Annotated in this window: 14 protein-coding genes and 1 tRNA gene; 9 read left to right on the forward strand and 6 right to left on the reverse strand. The window is 68.7% G+C overall.

The genetic code is table 11. The features are described from left to right. Positions 1–226: 226 nt before the first annotated feature. Positions 227–303 (reverse strand) — tRNA-Arg (locus AncyloWKF20_RS10985). Between the two features lie 372 nt (positions 304–675). Here AncyloWKF20_RS10985 and moeB point away from each other — a divergent pair. Further along, positions 676–1,533: a molybdopterin-synthase adenylyltransferase MoeB gene (gene moeB, locus AncyloWKF20_RS10990; protein ID WP_279314112.1), complete on the forward strand. Its 858-nt coding sequence runs from the start codon at positions 676–678 to the stop codon at positions 1,531–1,533. Between the two features lie 160 nt (positions 1,534–1,693). On the opposite strand, the gene AncyloWKF20_RS10995 is transcribed toward moeB, so the two are convergent. Beyond that, the gene (locus AncyloWKF20_RS10995; RefSeq protein ID WP_279314113.1) at positions 1,694–2,695 is read right to left on the reverse strand and encodes a D-glycerate dehydrogenase; all 1,002 of its coding nucleotides are present in this window, start codon (positions 2,693–2,695) and stop codon (positions 1,694–1,696) included. Between the two features lie 245 nt (positions 2,696–2,940). Here AncyloWKF20_RS10995 and AncyloWKF20_RS11000 point away from each other — a divergent pair, with 245 nt between their 5' ends. After that, on the forward strand, positions 2,941–3,546 hold the full coding sequence (locus tag AncyloWKF20_RS11000; protein ID WP_279314114.1) for an SH3 domain-containing protein: 606 nt from the start codon (positions 2,941–2,943) through the stop codon (positions 3,544–3,546). Positions 3,547–3,561: 15 nt separating this feature from the next. Here the strand turns inward: AncyloWKF20_RS11000 and AncyloWKF20_RS11005 are convergent, their stop codons facing one another. After that, a complete protein-coding gene (locus AncyloWKF20_RS11005; RefSeq protein ID WP_279314115.1) occupies positions 3,562–3,966 on the reverse strand; it encodes a tautomerase family protein in 405 nt (134 codons plus the stop codon). Positions 3,967–4,060: 94 nt separating this feature from the next. Between AncyloWKF20_RS11005 and AncyloWKF20_RS11010 the strand changes: the two genes are divergently transcribed. After that, positions 4,061–4,921: a LysR family transcriptional regulator gene (locus AncyloWKF20_RS11010; RefSeq protein WP_279314116.1), complete on the forward strand. Its 861-nt coding sequence runs from the start codon at positions 4,061–4,063 to the stop codon at positions 4,919–4,921. A 96-nt stretch (positions 4,922–5,017) separates the two neighbouring features. Here the strand turns inward: AncyloWKF20_RS11010 and irrA are convergent, their stop codons facing one another. Continuing rightward, positions 5,018–5,548 (reverse strand): iron response transcriptional regulator IrrA, encoded by a 531-nt coding sequence (gene irrA / locus AncyloWKF20_RS11015; RefSeq protein WP_279314117.1) that lies wholly within the window; start codon positions 5,546–5,548, stop codon positions 5,018–5,020. Positions 5,549–5,962: 414 nt separating this feature from the next. Here irrA and fabA point away from each other — a divergent pair, with 414 nt between their 5' ends. The 3 genes from fabA to fabI all read left to right on the forward strand — a co-directional run bounded on the left by fabA (position 5,963) and on the right by fabI (position 8,698). Further along, on the forward strand, positions 5,963–6,469 hold the full coding sequence (gene fabA / locus AncyloWKF20_RS11020) for a 3-hydroxyacyl-[acyl-carrier-protein] dehydratase FabA (protein ID WP_267585666.1): 507 nt from the start codon (positions 5,963–5,965) through the stop codon (positions 6,467–6,469). A gap of 137 nt (positions 6,470–6,606) precedes the next feature. Then, the gene (gene fabB / locus AncyloWKF20_RS11025) at positions 6,607–7,827 is read left to right on the forward strand and encodes a beta-ketoacyl-ACP synthase I (RefSeq protein WP_279314118.1); all 1,221 of its coding nucleotides are present in this window, start codon (positions 6,607–6,609) and stop codon (positions 7,825–7,827) included. Positions 7,828–7,861: 34 nt separating this feature from the next. Then, entirely contained in the window at positions 7,862–8,698 is an 837-nt protein-coding gene (gene fabI / locus AncyloWKF20_RS11030; protein WP_279314119.1) for an enoyl-ACP reductase FabI, read from the forward strand. Between the two features lie 316 nt (positions 8,699–9,014). Here fabI and AncyloWKF20_RS11035 read toward each other — a convergent pair whose 3' ends face one another. Continuing rightward, positions 9,015–9,872: a prephenate dehydratase gene (locus tag AncyloWKF20_RS11035; protein ID WP_279314120.1), complete on the reverse strand. Its 858-nt coding sequence runs from the start codon at positions 9,870–9,872 to the stop codon at positions 9,015–9,017. Then, complete coding sequence (locus tag AncyloWKF20_RS11040; RefSeq protein WP_279314121.1) at positions 9,869–10,633, reverse strand: 3-deoxy-manno-octulosonate cytidylyltransferase; 765 nt, start codon at positions 10,631–10,633, stop codon at positions 9,869–9,871. Before AncyloWKF20_RS11040 ends, AncyloWKF20_RS11035 begins: the two co-directional genes overlap by 4 nt. 215 nt (positions 10,634–10,848) lie before the next feature. On the opposite strand from AncyloWKF20_RS11040, the gene AncyloWKF20_RS11045 reads away from it, so the two are divergent. The 3 genes from AncyloWKF20_RS11045 (at position 10,849) to AncyloWKF20_RS11055 (ending at position 15,666) form a co-directional block, all read left to right on the forward strand. Beyond that, positions 10,849–11,430, forward strand: a complete 582-nt coding sequence (locus tag AncyloWKF20_RS11045; protein ID WP_279314122.1) for a c-type cytochrome — start codon at positions 10,849–10,851, stop codon at positions 11,428–11,430. A gap of 301 nt (positions 11,431–11,731) precedes the next feature. Continuing rightward, entirely contained in the window at positions 11,732–13,594 is a 1,863-nt protein-coding gene (locus AncyloWKF20_RS11050; RefSeq protein WP_279317944.1) for an extracellular solute-binding protein, read from the forward strand. A gap of 206 nt (positions 13,595–13,800) precedes the next feature. Continuing rightward, complete coding sequence (locus tag AncyloWKF20_RS11055; RefSeq protein WP_279317945.1) at positions 13,801–15,666, forward strand: extracellular solute-binding protein; 1,866 nt, start codon at positions 13,801–13,803, stop codon at positions 15,664–15,666. Positions 15,667–15,681 lie beyond the last annotated feature (15 nt).

The raw sequence follows: 15,681 nt of genomic DNA on the forward strand, positions 1-15,681 counted from the left end.
CACCGTCGAGAGCCTGACGCGCTTTTCCGAGATAGCCCGCGACAAGCTACGCACCGAGACCGGCGAGTATCACCGCGACCATCTTCGCGCGCCCGCTCAACGCGTCGAGGTGGTGAGCAAGTCGGAGATTCTGCTGATGGGAAACAAACCGGACCTTCTGCGCACGTTGGCTGCCGCATCAAGCGCAGGAGCGGCGGCGAACGGCGTTCGCCGTTTTGTACCGAAGTGGCGCACCCGGCACGATTCGAACGTGCGACCTTTGCCTTCGGAGGGCAACGCTCTATCCAGCTGAGCTACGGGTGCCCGGCGGGCGGGCCCGCGGATCACGCGCTTTCATAGTCGATGCGCGCGGGGTGGGCAACCGCTCCGCGCGGGGGGACGGGTGCCGTCCCGGAAATTCTGCCGGTACGACGCGATGCCGGCGGAGCCGCACCGCTGAAGGCATGGGCTGGTCGCCGCTGGGGCGACCGGATGCGGAGCCCGCGAGACGACCCCGTGCCGGGCGGCGGCGAACGCCACGCGCCTGCGCGCCATGCCGACGCAACGTCGTACCCCCAAGCGCGGGCCTCCCGGCTGGCGCACAGGCCGCAGACCGGGCCCCGGCGCAGGATGAGGCCGGGCGCGGTGGCCCTCCCCCACCGTGGCGCGGGGCGGCGGGCTTGCTATATAGGCGCCATGAGCACCGACACGCCGGCCGTTTCCGCCACCACAGCCCCTACCCGCCCCTCGCTCTTCGCGCCGGAGGAGGTCGAGCGCTATGCGCGCCATCTCGTGCTGGCGGAAATTGGCGGGCCGGGCCAGCAGAAGCTGAAGAAGGCGTCGATCCTCGTGGTCGGCGCAGGCGGGCTCGGGGCGCCGGCGCTGCTTTATCTCGCCGCTGCCGGCGTCGGGCGGCTGGTGCTGGTCGATGATGACGAGGTGTCGCTGTCGAATCTGCAGCGGCAGGTGATCCACACCACCGCCGCCATCGGGCGGGCCAAGACCGACAGCGCGGCGGAGACCATTGCCGCCCTCAACCCGCATGTGACGGTGGAGGGCGTGAGGGCGCGCCTCACCGCCGACAATGCGCTGGATCTGATCGGCGGCGTCGACGTGGTGATCGACGGGTCGGATAATTTCGCCACGCGCTATCTGGTGTCGGACGCCTGCGCGCTCGCCGGCAAGCCGCTGGTGACCGCCGCGCTCGGGCGCTTCGACGCGACGGTGACGACGCTGCGCCCGCATGAAAAGACGCCCGACGGCACGCCCAACCCGACCTATCGCTGCCTCTTCCCCGAGCCCCCGCCGGCCGGCACGGTGCCGAGCTGCGCCGAGGCCGGCATTCTCGGCGCGGTCGCCGGCATCGCCGGCTCGCTGGTGGCGCTGGAGGCGATCCGCGCCGTCACCGGCTTCGGCGAGGGGCTGGTCGGGCGCCTGCTCATGATCGACACGCTCACCATGCGCTTCGAGACGCTGAGCTATGGCTGGGACCCGGACAACCCGCTGACGGGCGAGGCGCCGACGATTCGCGATCTGTCGGCGCATCTGCGCTGACGGGCGGCGGAGAGGTGCAGCCGACCCCTTGTCGTCATCCCGGCCGAGCGCAGCGAGAGCCGGGATCGTTGGCCCATGGTGCGCAGGGACAACCGTCACGCGATCCCGGATCGGCGGTTGGCCGTCCGGGATGACGGGTCGGGGAATAGGCGTCAGCCCCTCACAGCATCGCCGGCAGCACGCGGTCGGGCGGGCGGTGGCCGTCCATGAAGGCGCGGATGTTGACGATCACCTTCTCGCCGGTGTCGACGCGCGCCTCCACCGTGGCCGAGCCCATATGCGGCAGCAGCACCACCTTGCCGGCACGCGCGAGGCGCAGCAGGCGCGGGCTCACGGCCGGCTCGCGCTCGAACACGTCGAGGCCGGCGCCGGCGATTTCGCCCTGCTCGATCATGCGGATCAGCGCGCTCTCGTCGATCACCTCGCCGCGCGCGGTGTTGACGATATAGGCGTCCGGGCGGATCAGCTTCAGCCGGCGGGCCGAGAGCAGATGGAAGGTGCCGGGCGTGTGCGGGCAGTTCACGGACAAGATGTCCATGCGCGCCAGCATCTGGTCGAGGCTGTCCCAATAGGTCGCCTCCAGCTCCTCCTCGATCTGCGCGGGGAGCGGGCGACGGTTGTGATAGTGGATCTGCAGGCCGAAGGCGCGGGCGCGGCGGGCGACCGCCTGGCCGATGCGGCCCATGCCGATGATGCCGAGCCGCTTGCCCCAGATGCGATGGCCGAGCATCCAGGTCGGCGACCAGCCGGGCCAGGCGCCGTCATCGCTGGTGATCAGCGCGGCGCCCTCGGTGAGCCGGCGCGGCACGGCGAGGATGAGCGCCATGGTCATGTCGGCCGTGTCTTCGGTCAGCACGCCCGGCGTGTTGGTGATGGTGATGCCGCGTTCCGTCGCGGCGGTGACGTCGATATGGTCGACGCCATTGCCGAAATTGGCGATCAGCTTGAGGTTGGGCCCGGCGGCCTCGATCACTTTCGTGTCGATCCGGTCGCAGATGGCGGGCACCAGCACGTCAGCGGTGGCGACCGCCTCGGCGAGCTGCGCCTGCGTCATCGGCGCATCCTCGACATTCAGCCGCGCGTCGAACAGCTCGCGCATCCGGGTTTCGATCTTGTCCGGCAGCTTGCGCGTGACGACGACCAGCGGCTTTTTGCGGCCCATCTCGACTCCCCGTAGGAACACCCCGCGACAATCAAGCTCCCGTTAACGCTGAGAGCCCCAAAATGCCACCGACGGGACGGTGCGATCCTTAGCAGACGGGTCCGTGAAACACAAAAATGTCCGCAATTGCGGTGCAGGCGGTGCGGCGGCGCGGCGACAGCGGCACGACGTGCAGACGAATGGGTAACGGAACGATGGTGATGGACTGGCTTCGGACTGGGGCGAAGCCTCTGGATCGGCAACGCATGCGGGCCAGCGGGGGCACCGGCGGGAGCACGCGGCGGCGCGCCGGCGCGGCGCTGGTGCTCGGCCTTGGCGGCGCCATCGCTCTCGCCCATCTCCTCGCCACCCCGCCCGCGCAGGCTCAGGCGCCTCAGGCCACCACGCCACCGGAGGCCGCGCAGAGCGGACCGGTCGGCCGGGTGAGCGGGCTTCCCGTGCCGCGATTCGTCAGCCTCAAGGCCGACAAGGTGAATGTGCGCTCCGGCCCGACGCGCGACCATGCGGTGGCCTGGGTGTTCACCCGCGCCGGCCTGCCGGTGGAAATCACCGCCGAATTCGAGACCTGGCGGCGCATCCGCGATGCCGATGGCGCGGAAGGCTGGGTCTACCATTCCATGCTCTCGGCCCGGCGCACCGCGCTGGTCAGCCCGTGGTCGAAGGGCGAGCCGACCGCGCTGCGCGAGCAGCCCTCGACCGATTCGGCGATCAAGGCGCGGCTGGAGCCGGGCGTGCTCGGCAAGGTCGATCACTGCAACGGCAAATGGTGCCGCTTCTTCGACAGTGGCTTCGACGGCTATGTCGAGCAGGAACGCCTCTGGGGCGTCTATCCCGGCGAAAAGATCGACTGACGATACGCGCGGCCCTCACGGCGCCGGCCGCGCGGCGATGTAGCGCCGCTCCTGGGTGAGGCCGGCATAGCCATAGGCGTCCGCCCGCGCCTCCACCACATGCACATAACTTTCCGGGTGCAGCGGGCCGATCAGCGCGGCCATGGCGGCGAAGGTCGCGGCGATGAAGGCCGCCTTCTCGTCCTTGGTGTTGGTGCCCTCGGTCACCCTTATGTCGAGCCAGAAGCCGGCAACGCCCTGCGCGGCGAGGCTTTGCCCGCCCGCGAACCAGTGCGCCGGCGGAACGGCAACTACGCTCACGGCGGTGAGCGCGGGATCCTTGCCGAGATGGTCGGCGGCGAGCTCCGCCGCCAGAGCGGCGATCTGCGATTCGAGGCCGGGCCGGCCGGCGGCGGCGAAACTGATCTGGATCATGGGCATGCGACACACTCCGGTTGCGGACCGGGAGAGTCCTACCGCCACGCGTTCAATATGATAACGTTGTCATTGAACGTATCTATGATAACGAAATGCAATGAATGATCATCCCCTCGATCTGGACTGGGTTCTCGCCTTTGTCCGTGTGGCCGACCTGTCCAGCTTCACCCGCGCGGCCGAAGCGCTTGGCACCACGCAGGCCGGCGTCAGCCTCAAGGTGCGCAAGCTGGAGCAGCGTCTCGGGCGCACCCTGCTGGAGCGCACGCCGCGTCTTGTGCGCCTGACGCCCGATGGCGCGGCCTTTCTCGGCCGCGCGGTCCAGCTTCTCGCCCTGGAGCGCGATTTGTGGCTGTGGGACCGGCCGAACCTGCCGCTGCTGCGCCTCGGCTTCAGCGATCATGCGGTGGGTGATTCCCTCGCGCCCCTGCTGCGACGGGTGGCGATCGCCGTGCCGGAGCTGCGCCTGGAGGTGCGGCTCGGCTTTTCCCGCAGCCTGCTCGACGCCTATGACGCCGGCGAGTTCGACGCGGTCATCGTCCGGCGCGAGGGCGACCGGCGCGACGGCGAGACGCTGCGCCGCGATCCCTATGGCTGGTTCGCCGCGCCGGATTTCGAGCCGACCGGCAACAGCTTGCCGCTCGCCCTGCTCGCCGCGCCCTGCGGCGTGCGGGCGGTGGCGACCCGCACGCTCGACGCCGCCGGCCTCGGCTGGCGCGAGGCCTTTGTCGGCGGCAGCGTCTCCTCGGTCGCGGCCGCCGTCGCCGCCGGCATCGCGGTGGCGCCGATGGCCGCCCATCTGGCGCCGCCCGGCAGCGTCGATCTCGGCACGCGACTGAAGCTCCCGCCCTTGCCACCCAGCCCCATCGTGCTGATCGCCCGCGCGGGCGAGCCGGCCTGCGGGCGCGCCCTGGCGGAACTGGCGGCGGGCCTGCGCCCCACCCGCGCCGAGCGGCACTGATGGCGCGCCCCACAAGGAAGGCCTGCCCCGCAACGAAAAAGGCCGGTCACGCGACCGGCCTTTCAGGAAACCTATAAGTAGGCGAGCGCCTTGCGCTCAGCCCCGGCGCTTGGGGCGCAGGCGGACCACCACGTCGACGCGCGCGACCTCATAGCCTTCCGGCGGCTCAGGGATACGCTCGACCTCGACCGCCGCGCTGGGAATATCGAGAAGGTGATTCTCGCCTTCCATGAAGAAGTGGTGGTGTTCGGACGGGTTGGTGTCGAAATAGGTCTTGGAGCCGTCGATCGCCAGCTCGCGCAGCAGGCCCACCTCGGTGAACTGGTGCAGCGTGTTGTAGACGGTGGCCAGCGACACCGGGAAGCGGGCCTTGATCGCCTCCTCGTGCAGGATTTCCGCCGAGACGTGGCGGTCGCCCTTGGCGAAGAGCAGCCAGCCGAGCGCGAGGCGCTGGCGGGTCGGGCGCAGGCCGACATCGCGCAGCATGTGGCGCACGTCATGGAACGGGCAGCCGGTACGGCCGGTGCCGGCGCCGTCACGCAGTTTCGCGACCGGGAGCACGGGCTCCTCGTCATCGAGCACCATGCGGGAAACCGCGATCGGGTGGGGGCGAAGGAATTCGCTCATCTCGTCATCCAACCATCGTAGTCAAGCCCTGCCCGTTCTCCCGGAAGAGGGAACCGACAGGACCGCATTTCCATTTAAGCACGGAGCGCGCCCGAAAACAGACGTCGGACCCGGCTTTTGTCCCTGGTATTATATCTGCACCCCTCGCGCCGGGGCAAGTTCGCGCGACATGATCGTAATCGTTCCAATCTGCGCCCGCCCCCCATCGGCCGCAACCACGCGCGAGCCGTGTCACAGCCGTGACATTTTACGTCCACCGGCACGGATTACCCGGCTTTGAGCGCGCTCCCCCCTGTGTTAGGAAGCCCCGGGAATTCGGCCCGTGCCGACGCGCGGGCCGCCATTGGTGTCGGCGGCAGGGCGGGTGACCCCGGCCGTTCAAGGGTAGAAGAAACAACAGGTATGACGGGGACGATGACCGGGCGGCAGACGAGTTTCACCTATGAGGAACTGCTCGCATGCGGGCGTGGCGAGCTTTTCGGGCCGGGCAATGCCCAGCTCCCGGCCCCGCCCATGCTGATGTTCAACCGCATCACCGAGATTTCCGAGGATGGCGGTCCGAACGGCAAGGGCCATGTGCGCGCCGAGCTCGATATCAACCCGGACCTGTGGTTCTTCGGCTGCCACTTCATCGGCGATCCGGTGATGCCGGGCTGCCTCGGCCTTGACGCGCTCTGGCAGCTCGTCGGCTTCCATCTCGGCTGGCTCGGCGCGCCGGGTCGCGGCCGGGCGCTGGGCGCGGGCGAGATCAAGTTCTCCGGGCAGGTTCTGCCCAGCGTCAAGAAGGTGGTGTACGGCATCGACTTCAAGCGCGTCATGCGCTCCAAGCTCGTGCTCGGCATTGCCGATGGCTGGCTGGAGGCCGATGGCGAGGTGATCTACCGCGCCGGCGATCTCAAGGTCGGCCTGTTCCAGACCTGACGCGCCCCGCGCGAGGCGCCTCTTGAGGGGGCGCCTCTTGTATGCCGCCCCGCGCGGCGCCATCTCGCCTGCCGTGGCGCCGTCCCGGCGCCACCTTGTGCGTCCTCACCGTGCCTGTTCTGAAGGAAAGGAAGCCTATGCGCCGCGTCGTCGTCACCGGAATGGGCATCGTCTCGTCAATCGGCAATTCCACCCAGGAAGTGCTGGCCTCGCTGCGCGAGGGCAAGAGCGGCATCACCCGCGCCGAGAAATATGCCGAGCTGGGCTTCCGCTCGCAGGTGCAGGGCGCCCCGCAGCTCGACGCCAGCGAGATCGTCGACCGCCGCGCCATGCGCTTCCACGGCGGCGGCACCGCCTGGAACCATGTCGCCATGGAACAGGCGATCCGCGACGCGGGCCTGGAAGAGAACGAGATTTCCAACGAGCGCACCGGCCTCGTCATGGGCTCGGGCGGTTCCTCCACCCGCACCATCGTGGAAGCGGCCGACATCACCCGCAAGAATTCCAACCCGAAGCGCGTCGGCCCCTTCGCGGTGCCGAAGGCGATGGGCTCCACCGCCTCGGCGACGCTGTCGACCTGGTTCAAGATCAAGGGCGCGAGCTATTCCATCTCGGCGGCCTGCGCGACCACCAATATCTGCATCGGCAACGCCGCCGAGCAGATCCAGTACGGCAAGCAGGACATCATGTTCGCTGGCGGCTGCGAGGATCTCGACTGGACCCTTTCCTGCCTGTTCGACGCCATGGGCGCCATGTCGTCCGACTATAATGACCGCCCCTCGGTCGCCTCCCGCCCCTATGACAAGAACCGCGACGGCTTTGTCATCTCCGGCGGCGCCGGCGTGCTGGTTCTGGAAGAGCTGGAGCACGCCAAGGCCCGCGGCGCGCGCATCTATGCCGAGATCGTCGGCTATGGCGCCTCCTCGGACGGCGCCGACATGGTCGCCCCCTCCGGCGAGGGCGCGGCCCGCGCCATGCGCCTCGCGCTGCAGAATGTGAAGGGCGGCATCGACTACATCAACCCGCACGCCACCTCGACGCCGATCGGCGATCTCAAGGAGATCGAGGCGATCCGCGCCGTGTTCGGCGACAAGTGCCCGCCCATCTCGGCCACCAAGTCGCTCACCGGCCACTCGCAGGGCGCGACCGGCGTGCATGAGGCGATCTACTCGATCCTGATGATGCAGAACGGCTTCATCTCGGCGAGCGCCCATATCGACGAGATCGACCCCGACTTCGCCGACATGCCGATCGTGCGCGAGCGCGTCGACCATGCGCGGCTCGGCCGGGTGCTGTCGAACGGCTTCGGCTTCGGCGGCACCAATGCCGTGCTGGTTCTCCAGCACCCGGATGCGTGACCAGACCCTCGCGGCGGTGGAAGGACGAACCAGAATGAGCCTGATGCAGGGCAAACGCGGCCTGATCATGGGTGTCGCGAACGACCACTCCATCGCGTGGGGCATCGCCCGCTCGCTGGCGGCGCAGGGGGCGGAACTCGCCTTCACCTATCAGGGCGAGGCGCTCGGGCGCCGCGTCAAGCCGCTGGCCCAGAGCCTCGGCTCGGACACGGTGCTGGCCTGCGATGTCGAGGATCTCGCCTCGGTCGACGCCACCTTCGCCGCGCTGCAGGAGAAGTGGGGCGGCATCGACTTCCTCGTCCACGCCATCGGCTTCTCCGACAAGAACGAGCTGAAGGGCCGCTACGCCGACACCACGCGGGCCAATTTCACCCGCACCATGGTGATCTCCTGCTTCTCCTTCACCGAGCTCGCCAAGCGCGCGGCGGCGATCATGCCGAATGGCGGCTCGCTGATCACGCTGACCTATGGCGGCTCGACGCGGGTGATGCCGAACTACAATGTGATGGGCGTCGCCAAGGCCGCGCTTGAGGCCAGCGTGCGCTACCTCGCCGCCGATTACGGCCCGCAGGGCATCCGCGTGAACGCCATCTCCGCCGGCCCGATCCGCACCCTCGCGGGCGCCGGCATCGCCGATGCGCGCCTCATGTTCAACTACCAGAAGCGCCACGCCCCGCTGCGCCGCACCGTCACCATCGACGAGGTCGGCGGCGCCGCGCTGTACCTGCTCTCCGACCTGTCGAGCGGCGTGACCGGCGAGGTGCACTTCGTCGATTCCGGCTACAACATCATCTCCATGCCGCACCCCGACGCGCTGAAGGCGATCGAAGACGCCGAAGCCAGCATCACCGGCGAAGCCGCGGCGGAGTGAGGCGCGGCGGCGTGAGGCGGACATCCGCGACGCTCACCTGCCTGCCCTTGCCGATGATTCAAGACGTCATCCCGGCCGACGCGCAGCGGAGCGCCGGGATCGTCTGCCATTCACCTGAGGGACGACCGCCGCCACGTTTGCACGCGATCCCGGATCGGCCTGTCGGCCGTCCGGGATGACAGCGCAACAAGTCGTCATCCCGGCCGAAGCGCAGCGTAGAGCCGGGATCGGCTGCCATTCTGCTGGGGCGACCGCCGCCACGTCGGCACGCGATCCCGGATCGGCCTGTCGGCCCGTCCGGGATGACAGCGCACCCCTACTCGGCCGCGCTGAGGGCGATGCGGTAGGGGTGGGCGGGGTAGACGCCGAGGATGCGCAGTTCCTTGGAGAAGAAGGCGAGTTCTTCCAGAGCCAGCTTCACCGAGGCGTCGTCCGGGTGGCCGACCACATCGGCATAGAACTGCGTGGCGAAGAACTTGCCGTCCATCTGGTAGGATTCCAGCTTGGTCATGTTCACGCCATTGGTGGCGAAGCCGCCCATCGCCTTGTAGAGCGCCGCCGGCACGTTGCGCACGCGGAACACGAAGGTGGTCACCGTCGGCCCGTTATTGGCCGGGGCCCATTCGCCGTCCTTGGCGAGGATGATGAAGCGCGTGGTGTTGTGCGCCTCGTCCTCGATATTCTCGGCGATGATGTCGAGCCCGTAGATTTCCGCCGCGAGGCGCGAGGCGATGGCGGCCTGGGTCGGGTCGCCCGCCTCGGCGACGAGACGCGCGGAACCCGCCGTGTCGGCGCCGACGATCGCCTTCAGCCCGAGCTTGCGGATGATGTTGCGGCACTGGCCGAGCGCCATCACATGGCTCTCCACCGTCTTCACCGTCGCCAGCGAGGCGCCGGGAATCGCCATGAGCTGGTGCGACAGCGGCAGGAAGAACTCGCCGATGATGGTGAGGCCCGAGGTCGGCATCAGATGGTGGATGTCGGCCACGCGCCCGGCGACCGAATTCTCGATCGGGATCATGCCGAGATCGGCCTCGCCATTCTGCAGCGCGGCGAAGGCGTCCTCGAAGGTGGCGCAGGGCACCGCCTCATGGTCGGGGAAAACCTCGCGGCAGGCGATGTGCGAATTGGCGCCGGGCTCCCCCTGGAACACGACGGTGCGGCGCAGGCTCATGATGCACGTCCCTGATTGGCGTCCTCGCGCGCGATCAGCTCGCGCGCCTTGACGAGATCCTCCGGCGTATCGACGCCGAGCGGCACCGTGTCGACGATGGCGACATCGATGCGCATGCCGGCCTCCAGGGCGCGCAGCTGCTCCAGCTTCTCGCGGCTCTCCAGCGGCGAGGGCGGCAGGCTGACGAAGCGCTCCAGCGCGGCGCGGCGATAGGCGTAGAGGCCGATATGGTGGAACAGCGGGCCCTCGCCATGAGGGGCGGTGGCGCGGGTGAAATAGAGCGCGCGGAGCCGGTCAGGGGTCAGCGCGCTGCCGACCACCTTCACCACATTCGGGTTGGTGCGCTCATGTGGATCGGTAATCTCGGCGGTCAGCGTGCCGATATCGACGGCGTCGTCGTCGAGCAGGTCCACCGCCGCGCGGATCAGCGCCGGGTCGATGGTCGGCAGGTCGCCCTGCACGTTGACGATGCGCCCGGCCCGGCCCTCGGGGTCGATGGCGGTGAGTGCCTCGAAGATTCGGTCCGAGCCCGACGCATGGTCGGGCCGGGTCATCACCACCTCGAATCCGGCGGCATCCACAGCCGCGAACACCGCCGCATCGTCGGTGGCGACCACAACACGGCCGATACCTGCCGCGGCGGAACGCCGCGCCACTTCGACGATCATCGGGCGGCCGCCGACATCGGCGAGCGGCTTGCCGGGCAGCCTTGTCGAGGCCATGCGGGCTGGAATGAGTATAAGGGCGTCCCTGGCGGACATAAGCGGGCCTTCGCAACGCAGAAGCGGCCCCCGATCCCGCCCCTCGTGGCGAAACGTAGCAACCGCGGCGCGCTTATACGGGTTGCACGGCAACCGTCAAAATGATTAGTTCCGCCGCGGCATTGGCGGCTGTTTCAGACGGCTGCTAAACTGCGCGCGGGGCGCGGGGAACCTTCGGGAAGGGGCCGCGCCGGGTTTAGGGAGCGAATGTTTCGATGGACAGCTTCGAGCTGAACAAGATTGCGGGAGCCGTGCTCGGCGTGCTGACCTTCACGCTGGGGCTGAACGTGTTCTCCGACATATTGTTCTCCAGCCACGCGCCGGAGAAGCCGGGCTACGAGATCGCTGTCCAGGAAGCCGCCTCGGGCGAGGCGCAGGCCGCGGCCACGCCGTCCGTGCCGCTGCCGGAGCTGCTGGCCGCCGCGAGCGCCGAGAAGGGCGCCGCCCAGGCCAAGAAGTGCGCCGCCTGCCACAACTTCGTCGAGGGCGCCGGCGCCAAGGTTGGCCCGGATCTCTACGGCATTGTCGGCCGCCCGGTCGCCAGCGCGGAAGGCTTCGCCTATTCCGCCGCGATGAAGGCGCATGGCGGCGCCTGGACCTTCGAGGATCTCGACGCCTTCATCAAGAACCCGAAGGCCGACATTCCCGGCACCGCCATGGGCTTCGCCGGCATCGCCAAGGACAGCGACCGCGCCGACCTGCTGGTCTATCTCAACACGCTCTCGCACAGCCCGCAGCCGCTGCCGGCCGCTGGCGCGGCGCCCGCCGCTGCTCCGGCCGCTGCCCCCGCGCCCTGATCGGGCCGATGAAGCCGGGCGGCCGATGCCGCCCGTTGCTTCGATTTTTTCACGATTCCGTCAGGCCGGCGGCGCTTTGCGCCCCGGCCTTATTCTTTTCATGACGTAACGGTCCATAATCCCCGCGACACGGCGCGGCGCGCCGGGGATGCGGCGCAGTCGCGCGCACCCGGCACCGCGCCGCACGACGCGTGATGTGAGACGCGGCGTCCAAGAAGCGTGGCCTGAGAAGGATGTGTGCATGACGAGCCGTTCCGCCTGTTCCCCCGCCCCCGTCCGGCTGATGGCCTCGCGCCGGCACATGCTGGCGGCCCTGTGCGGAGGCGCCGCGCTTCTCGGCCTCGCAGTGACCGGCCCCGCCGGCGCGCAGGAGGCTAGCCCGGCCGCGGCGCCGGCGAAGGAATGGAGGCACGGCCTCTCCTTGCTCGGCGAGCCGAAATACAAGCCCGGCTTCGCCCATTTCGACTATGTGAACCCGGATGCGCCCAAGGGCGGACTGCTGCGCCTCTCGGTCGACGGCACCTTCGATTCGCTGAACGATCTCATCCCGCGCGGCACGCCGGCCTCCGGCCTCCAGCTCATCTATGACACGCTGATGACCCCCGCCTCCGACGAGGTGGCGACCGAATATGGCCTGCTCGCCGAGGCGGTGAGCTACCCGGCCGACTTCTCCTCCGTCACCTACCGCCTGCGCCCGGAGGCCAAATGGCATGACGGCCAGCCGGTGACCGCCGAGGACGTCGTCTGGTCCTTCGAGCAGATGACCAAGAACAACCCGCGCATGGGCTATTACTACAGCCATGTGAAGGGCGCCGCCGTCACCGGCGAGCGCGAGGTGACCTTCACCTTCGACCAGACCGGCAATCGCGAGCTGCCGCAGATCGTCGGCCAGATCCGCGTGCTGCCCAAGCACTGGTGGACCGCCACTGACGCCTCCGGCAAGCCGCGCGACATCAGCCAGGGCACGCTGGAAATCCCGCTCGGCTCCGGCCCCTACAAGGTCAAGCAGGTGACGCCCGGCCGCTCCATCTCGTTCGAGCGTGTGGCGGATTACTGGGGCAAGGATCTGCCGGTGAACATCGGCACCAACAACTTCGCCGAGCAGCGCTACGAGTATTTCCGCGACGGCACGGTGGAGCTCGAGGCGTTCAAGGGCGACCAGTACGATTTCCGCGTCGAGACCTCGGCCAAGGACTGGGCGACCGCCTATGACTTCCCGGCGGTGAAGGAGGGCCGCGTGGTGCTGGAGGAATTCCCCAACCGCGCCTCCGGCTCGATGCAGGCCTTCATTCCGAACCTCCGCCGCGAGAAGTTTCAGGACCAGCGGGTGCGCCGGGCGCTGAACCTGGCGCTCGACTTCGACGGCATGAACCGCACGCTGTTCTTCGGCCAGTACAAGCGCACCTCCTCCTATTTCCAGAATACCGAACTCGCCTCCTCCGGCCTGCCGCAGGGCCAGGAATTGGCGATACTGGAAAGCGTGAAGGACAAGATCCCGGCCAGCGTCTTCACCACGCCCTACACCAACCCGGAAGGCTGGAGCGAGGGCCTGCGCCGCGGCAATCTGCGCGAGGCGGCGAACCTGCTGCGCCAGGCCGGCTATGAGGTGAAGGGCGGCAAGCTGGTCAACGCCAAGGGCGAGCCCTTCACGCTGGAAATCCTCATCGCCAACCCGGCCTTCGAGCGCGTCGCGCTCTATTACAAGCCCTCGCTGGAGCGGCTCGGCATGACGGTGAATGTCCGGCAGGTCGACACCTCGCAATATATCAACCGCCTGCGCGCCCGCGACTTCGACATGATCATCACCGGCTGGGGCCAGTCGCTTTCGCCCGGCAATGAGCAGCGCGATTTCTGGGGCTCAGCCGCCGCCGATCAGGAAGGCTCGAGCAATTATGCCGGCATCAAGGATCCCGGCATCGACGCGCTGATCGAGAAGGTGATCTACGCCAAGGACCGCGCCGAACTCGTCGCCGCCACCCGCGCCCTCGACCGCGTGCTGCTGGCGCATGAATATGTGGTGCCGAGCTGGAACTATCCGAACATCCGCACCGCCCGCTGGAACCGCTTCGGCCATCCCGACAAGCTGCCGGAATATTCCTTCTCCTTCCCCGACATCTGGTGGTGGGACGCGGAGAAAGCCGCCAAGACCGGGGGCGCCCGGTGAGCGGCGCATGGGGGCGTGATGTGCCGTCATCCCGGCCGGAGGCGTCCACCCCGCACGCCGCCCCCTCTCCCCGTGGGGGAGAGGGTTGGGGTGAGGGGCCACTGCGCACGGCCGGGGGTGCCATCCCCTCACCCGGCGGCTGCGCCGCCGACCTCTCCCCCACGGGGAGAGGTGAGGCGCCGGGCGCCCTCTCCCGCCGCTCTGTCCTGACGCTCGCCGCCGGCGCGGGCGCGGCGATTGCCCTGCCCCGGCGCACCTTCGCGCAGACGTCCCCCGAGGCCCCGGCCACCGGCGTGGCGCCCGACGCGGAGCGCCACGGGCTCTCCGCCTTTGGCGACCTGAAATACCCCGCCGATTTCGCCCATTTCGCCTATGTCGACCCGAAGGCGCCCAAGGGTGGCACCTTCTCGCAGATCGGCCCGACGGCGGCGTACAACCAGTCCTTCCAGACCTTCAACTCGCTCAACGCCTATATCCTCCGGGGCGATGGCGCGCAGGGCATGGAGCTGACCTTCGATTCGCTGATGGCCCGCGCCAATGACGAGCCCGACGCGGTCTATGGGCTGGTGGCGAAAAGCGTCGCCATCTCCGCCGATGGCACGCTCTACCGCTTCCGCCTGCGCCCGCAGGCGCGCTTTCATGACGGCACGGCGCTGACCGCCGAGGATGTCGCCTTCTCGCTGAACCTCCTGAAGGCCAAGGGCCATCCCGTCATCACGCAGGTGCTGCGCGAGATGGAGGGGGCGCAGGCCGAGGCGCCCGATCTCGTGGCGGTGCGCTTCACCCCCGCCCGCGCCCGCGACGTGCCGCTCTTCGTCGCCACGCTGCCGATCTTCTCCAAGGCCTATTACAGCGTGAAGAGCTTCGAGGAGAGCACCCTCGAGCCCCCGCTCGGCTCCGGCCCCTACAAGGTCGGCCGCGTCGAGCCCGGCCGCACCATCGCCTTCGAGCGCGTGACGGATTATTGGGGCGCCGGCCTGCCGGTGAATGTCGGCACCGACAATTTCGACACCATCCGCTTCGAGTATTTCCGCGACCGCGAGGTCGGCTTCGAGGCGTTCAAGGCCAAGGCCTACCTGTTCCGCCAGGAATTCACCGCCCGCTCCTGGGCGACCGGCTACACCTTCCCCGCCTTCACCGAAGGCAAGGTGAAACGCGCGATCCTGCCGGACGCCACGCCCTCGGGCGCGCAGGGCTGGTTCCTCAACACCCGCCGCCCGAAATTTTCCGATCCGCGCGTGCGCGAGGCGCTGTCCTACGCCTTCGATTTCGAGTGGACCAACAAGAACCTGATGTTCGACGCCTATCGGCGCACCTCCTCCTTCTTCGCGAATTCCGACCTTGAGGCGCAAGGCCCCGCCGGGCCGGAGGAAATCGCGCTGATCGAGAGCCTTGGCGACAGGCTCACCCCCGCCGACATCGCCGCGCTCAAGGCCCCGCCCTGGTCGCCGCCGGTCTCCGACGGTTCGGGCCAGGACCGCGCGCTGCTGCGCAAGGGCGCCCAGCTCCTGCGCGAGGCCGGCTGGGAGATCAAAAGCGGGCGGCTGGTGAACCCGCAGGGCGAGGGGCTCACCATCGAGTTTCTCGACGATGAGGGCGGGCTGGAGCGTCACACCGCGCCCTTCATCAAGAACCTCAAGCTCTTGGGCATCGAGGCCAATTTCCGTCTGGTGGACGGGCCGCAATATCAGCGACGGCTGAACGAGTTCGATTTCGACAGCACGGTGCGGCGCTATTCCATGTCCACCGTGCCCGGCGAATCGCTGCGCAACTATTTCGGCTCGCGTGCCGCCGCCACGCCCGGCTCGAACAACCTGTCCGGCATTTCCGACCCGGTCGTCGACCTCCTGATCGAGCAGGTCATCGCCGCGCCGACCCGCGAGGCGCTGCGCACCGCCTGCCGGGTGCTCGACCGACGCCTGCGCGCCGGGCGCTACTGGGTGCCGCACTGGTACTCGGCCGAGTTCCGCATCGCTTTCTGGGACGAGTTCGGCTGGCCGGACGTCCCGCGCCCGACCTATGCCCGCGCCATCCCCGACATCTGGTCCTCCCGCGCACGGACGGCGGGGTGAGGGAAGGGTGGGCGT

The organism is Ancylobacter sp. WKF20 (genome assembly GCF_029760895.1).
Classification (GTDB): Bacteria; Pseudomonadota; Alphaproteobacteria; order Rhizobiales; family Xanthobacteraceae; genus Ancylobacter.

Coding starts and splice junctions, on each gene's coding strand:
- AncyloWKF20_RS11000 (WP_279314114.1), top strand. CDS start 2,941: ATGCGGGCCAGCGGGGGCACCGGCGGGAGCACGCGGCGGCGCGCCGGC.
- AncyloWKF20_RS11005 (WP_279314115.1), bottom strand. CDS start 3,966: ATGCCCATGATCCAGATCAGTTTCGCCGCCGCCGGCCGGCCCGGCCTC.
- AncyloWKF20_RS11040 (WP_279314121.1), bottom strand. CDS start 10,633: ATGTCCGCCAGGGACGCCCTTATACTCATTCCAGCCCGCATGGCCTCG.
- AncyloWKF20_RS11045 (WP_279314122.1), top strand. CDS start 10,849: ATGGACAGCTTCGAGCTGAACAAGATTGCGGGAGCCGTGCTCGGCGTG.
- fabB (WP_279314118.1), top strand. CDS start 6,607: ATGCGCCGCGTCGTCGTCACCGGAATGGGCATCGTCTCGTCAATCGGC.
- fabI (WP_279314119.1), top strand. CDS start 7,862: ATGAGCCTGATGCAGGGCAAACGCGGCCTGATCATGGGTGTCGCGAAC.
- moeB (WP_279314112.1), top strand. CDS start 676: ATGAGCACCGACACGCCGGCCGTTTCCGCCACCACAGCCCCTACCCGC.
- AncyloWKF20_RS11050 (WP_279317944.1), top strand. CDS start 11,732: ATGCTGGCGGCCCTGTGCGGAGGCGCCGCGCTTCTCGGCCTCGCAGTG.
- irrA (WP_279314117.1), bottom strand. CDS start 5,548: ATGAGCGAATTCCTTCGCCCCCACCCGATCGCGGTTTCCCGCATGGTG.
- AncyloWKF20_RS11010 (WP_279314116.1), top strand. CDS start 4,061: ATGAATGATCATCCCCTCGATCTGGACTGGGTTCTCGCCTTTGTCCGT.
- AncyloWKF20_RS11035 (WP_279314120.1), bottom strand. CDS start 9,872: ATGAGCCTGCGCCGCACCGTCGTGTTCCAGGGGGAGCCCGGCGCCAAT.
- fabA (WP_267585666.1), top strand. CDS start 5,963: ATGACCGGGCGGCAGACGAGTTTCACCTATGAGGAACTGCTCGCATGC.
- AncyloWKF20_RS10995 (WP_279314113.1), bottom strand. CDS start 2,695: ATGGGCCGCAAAAAGCCGCTGGTCGTCGTCACGCGCAAGCTGCCGGAC.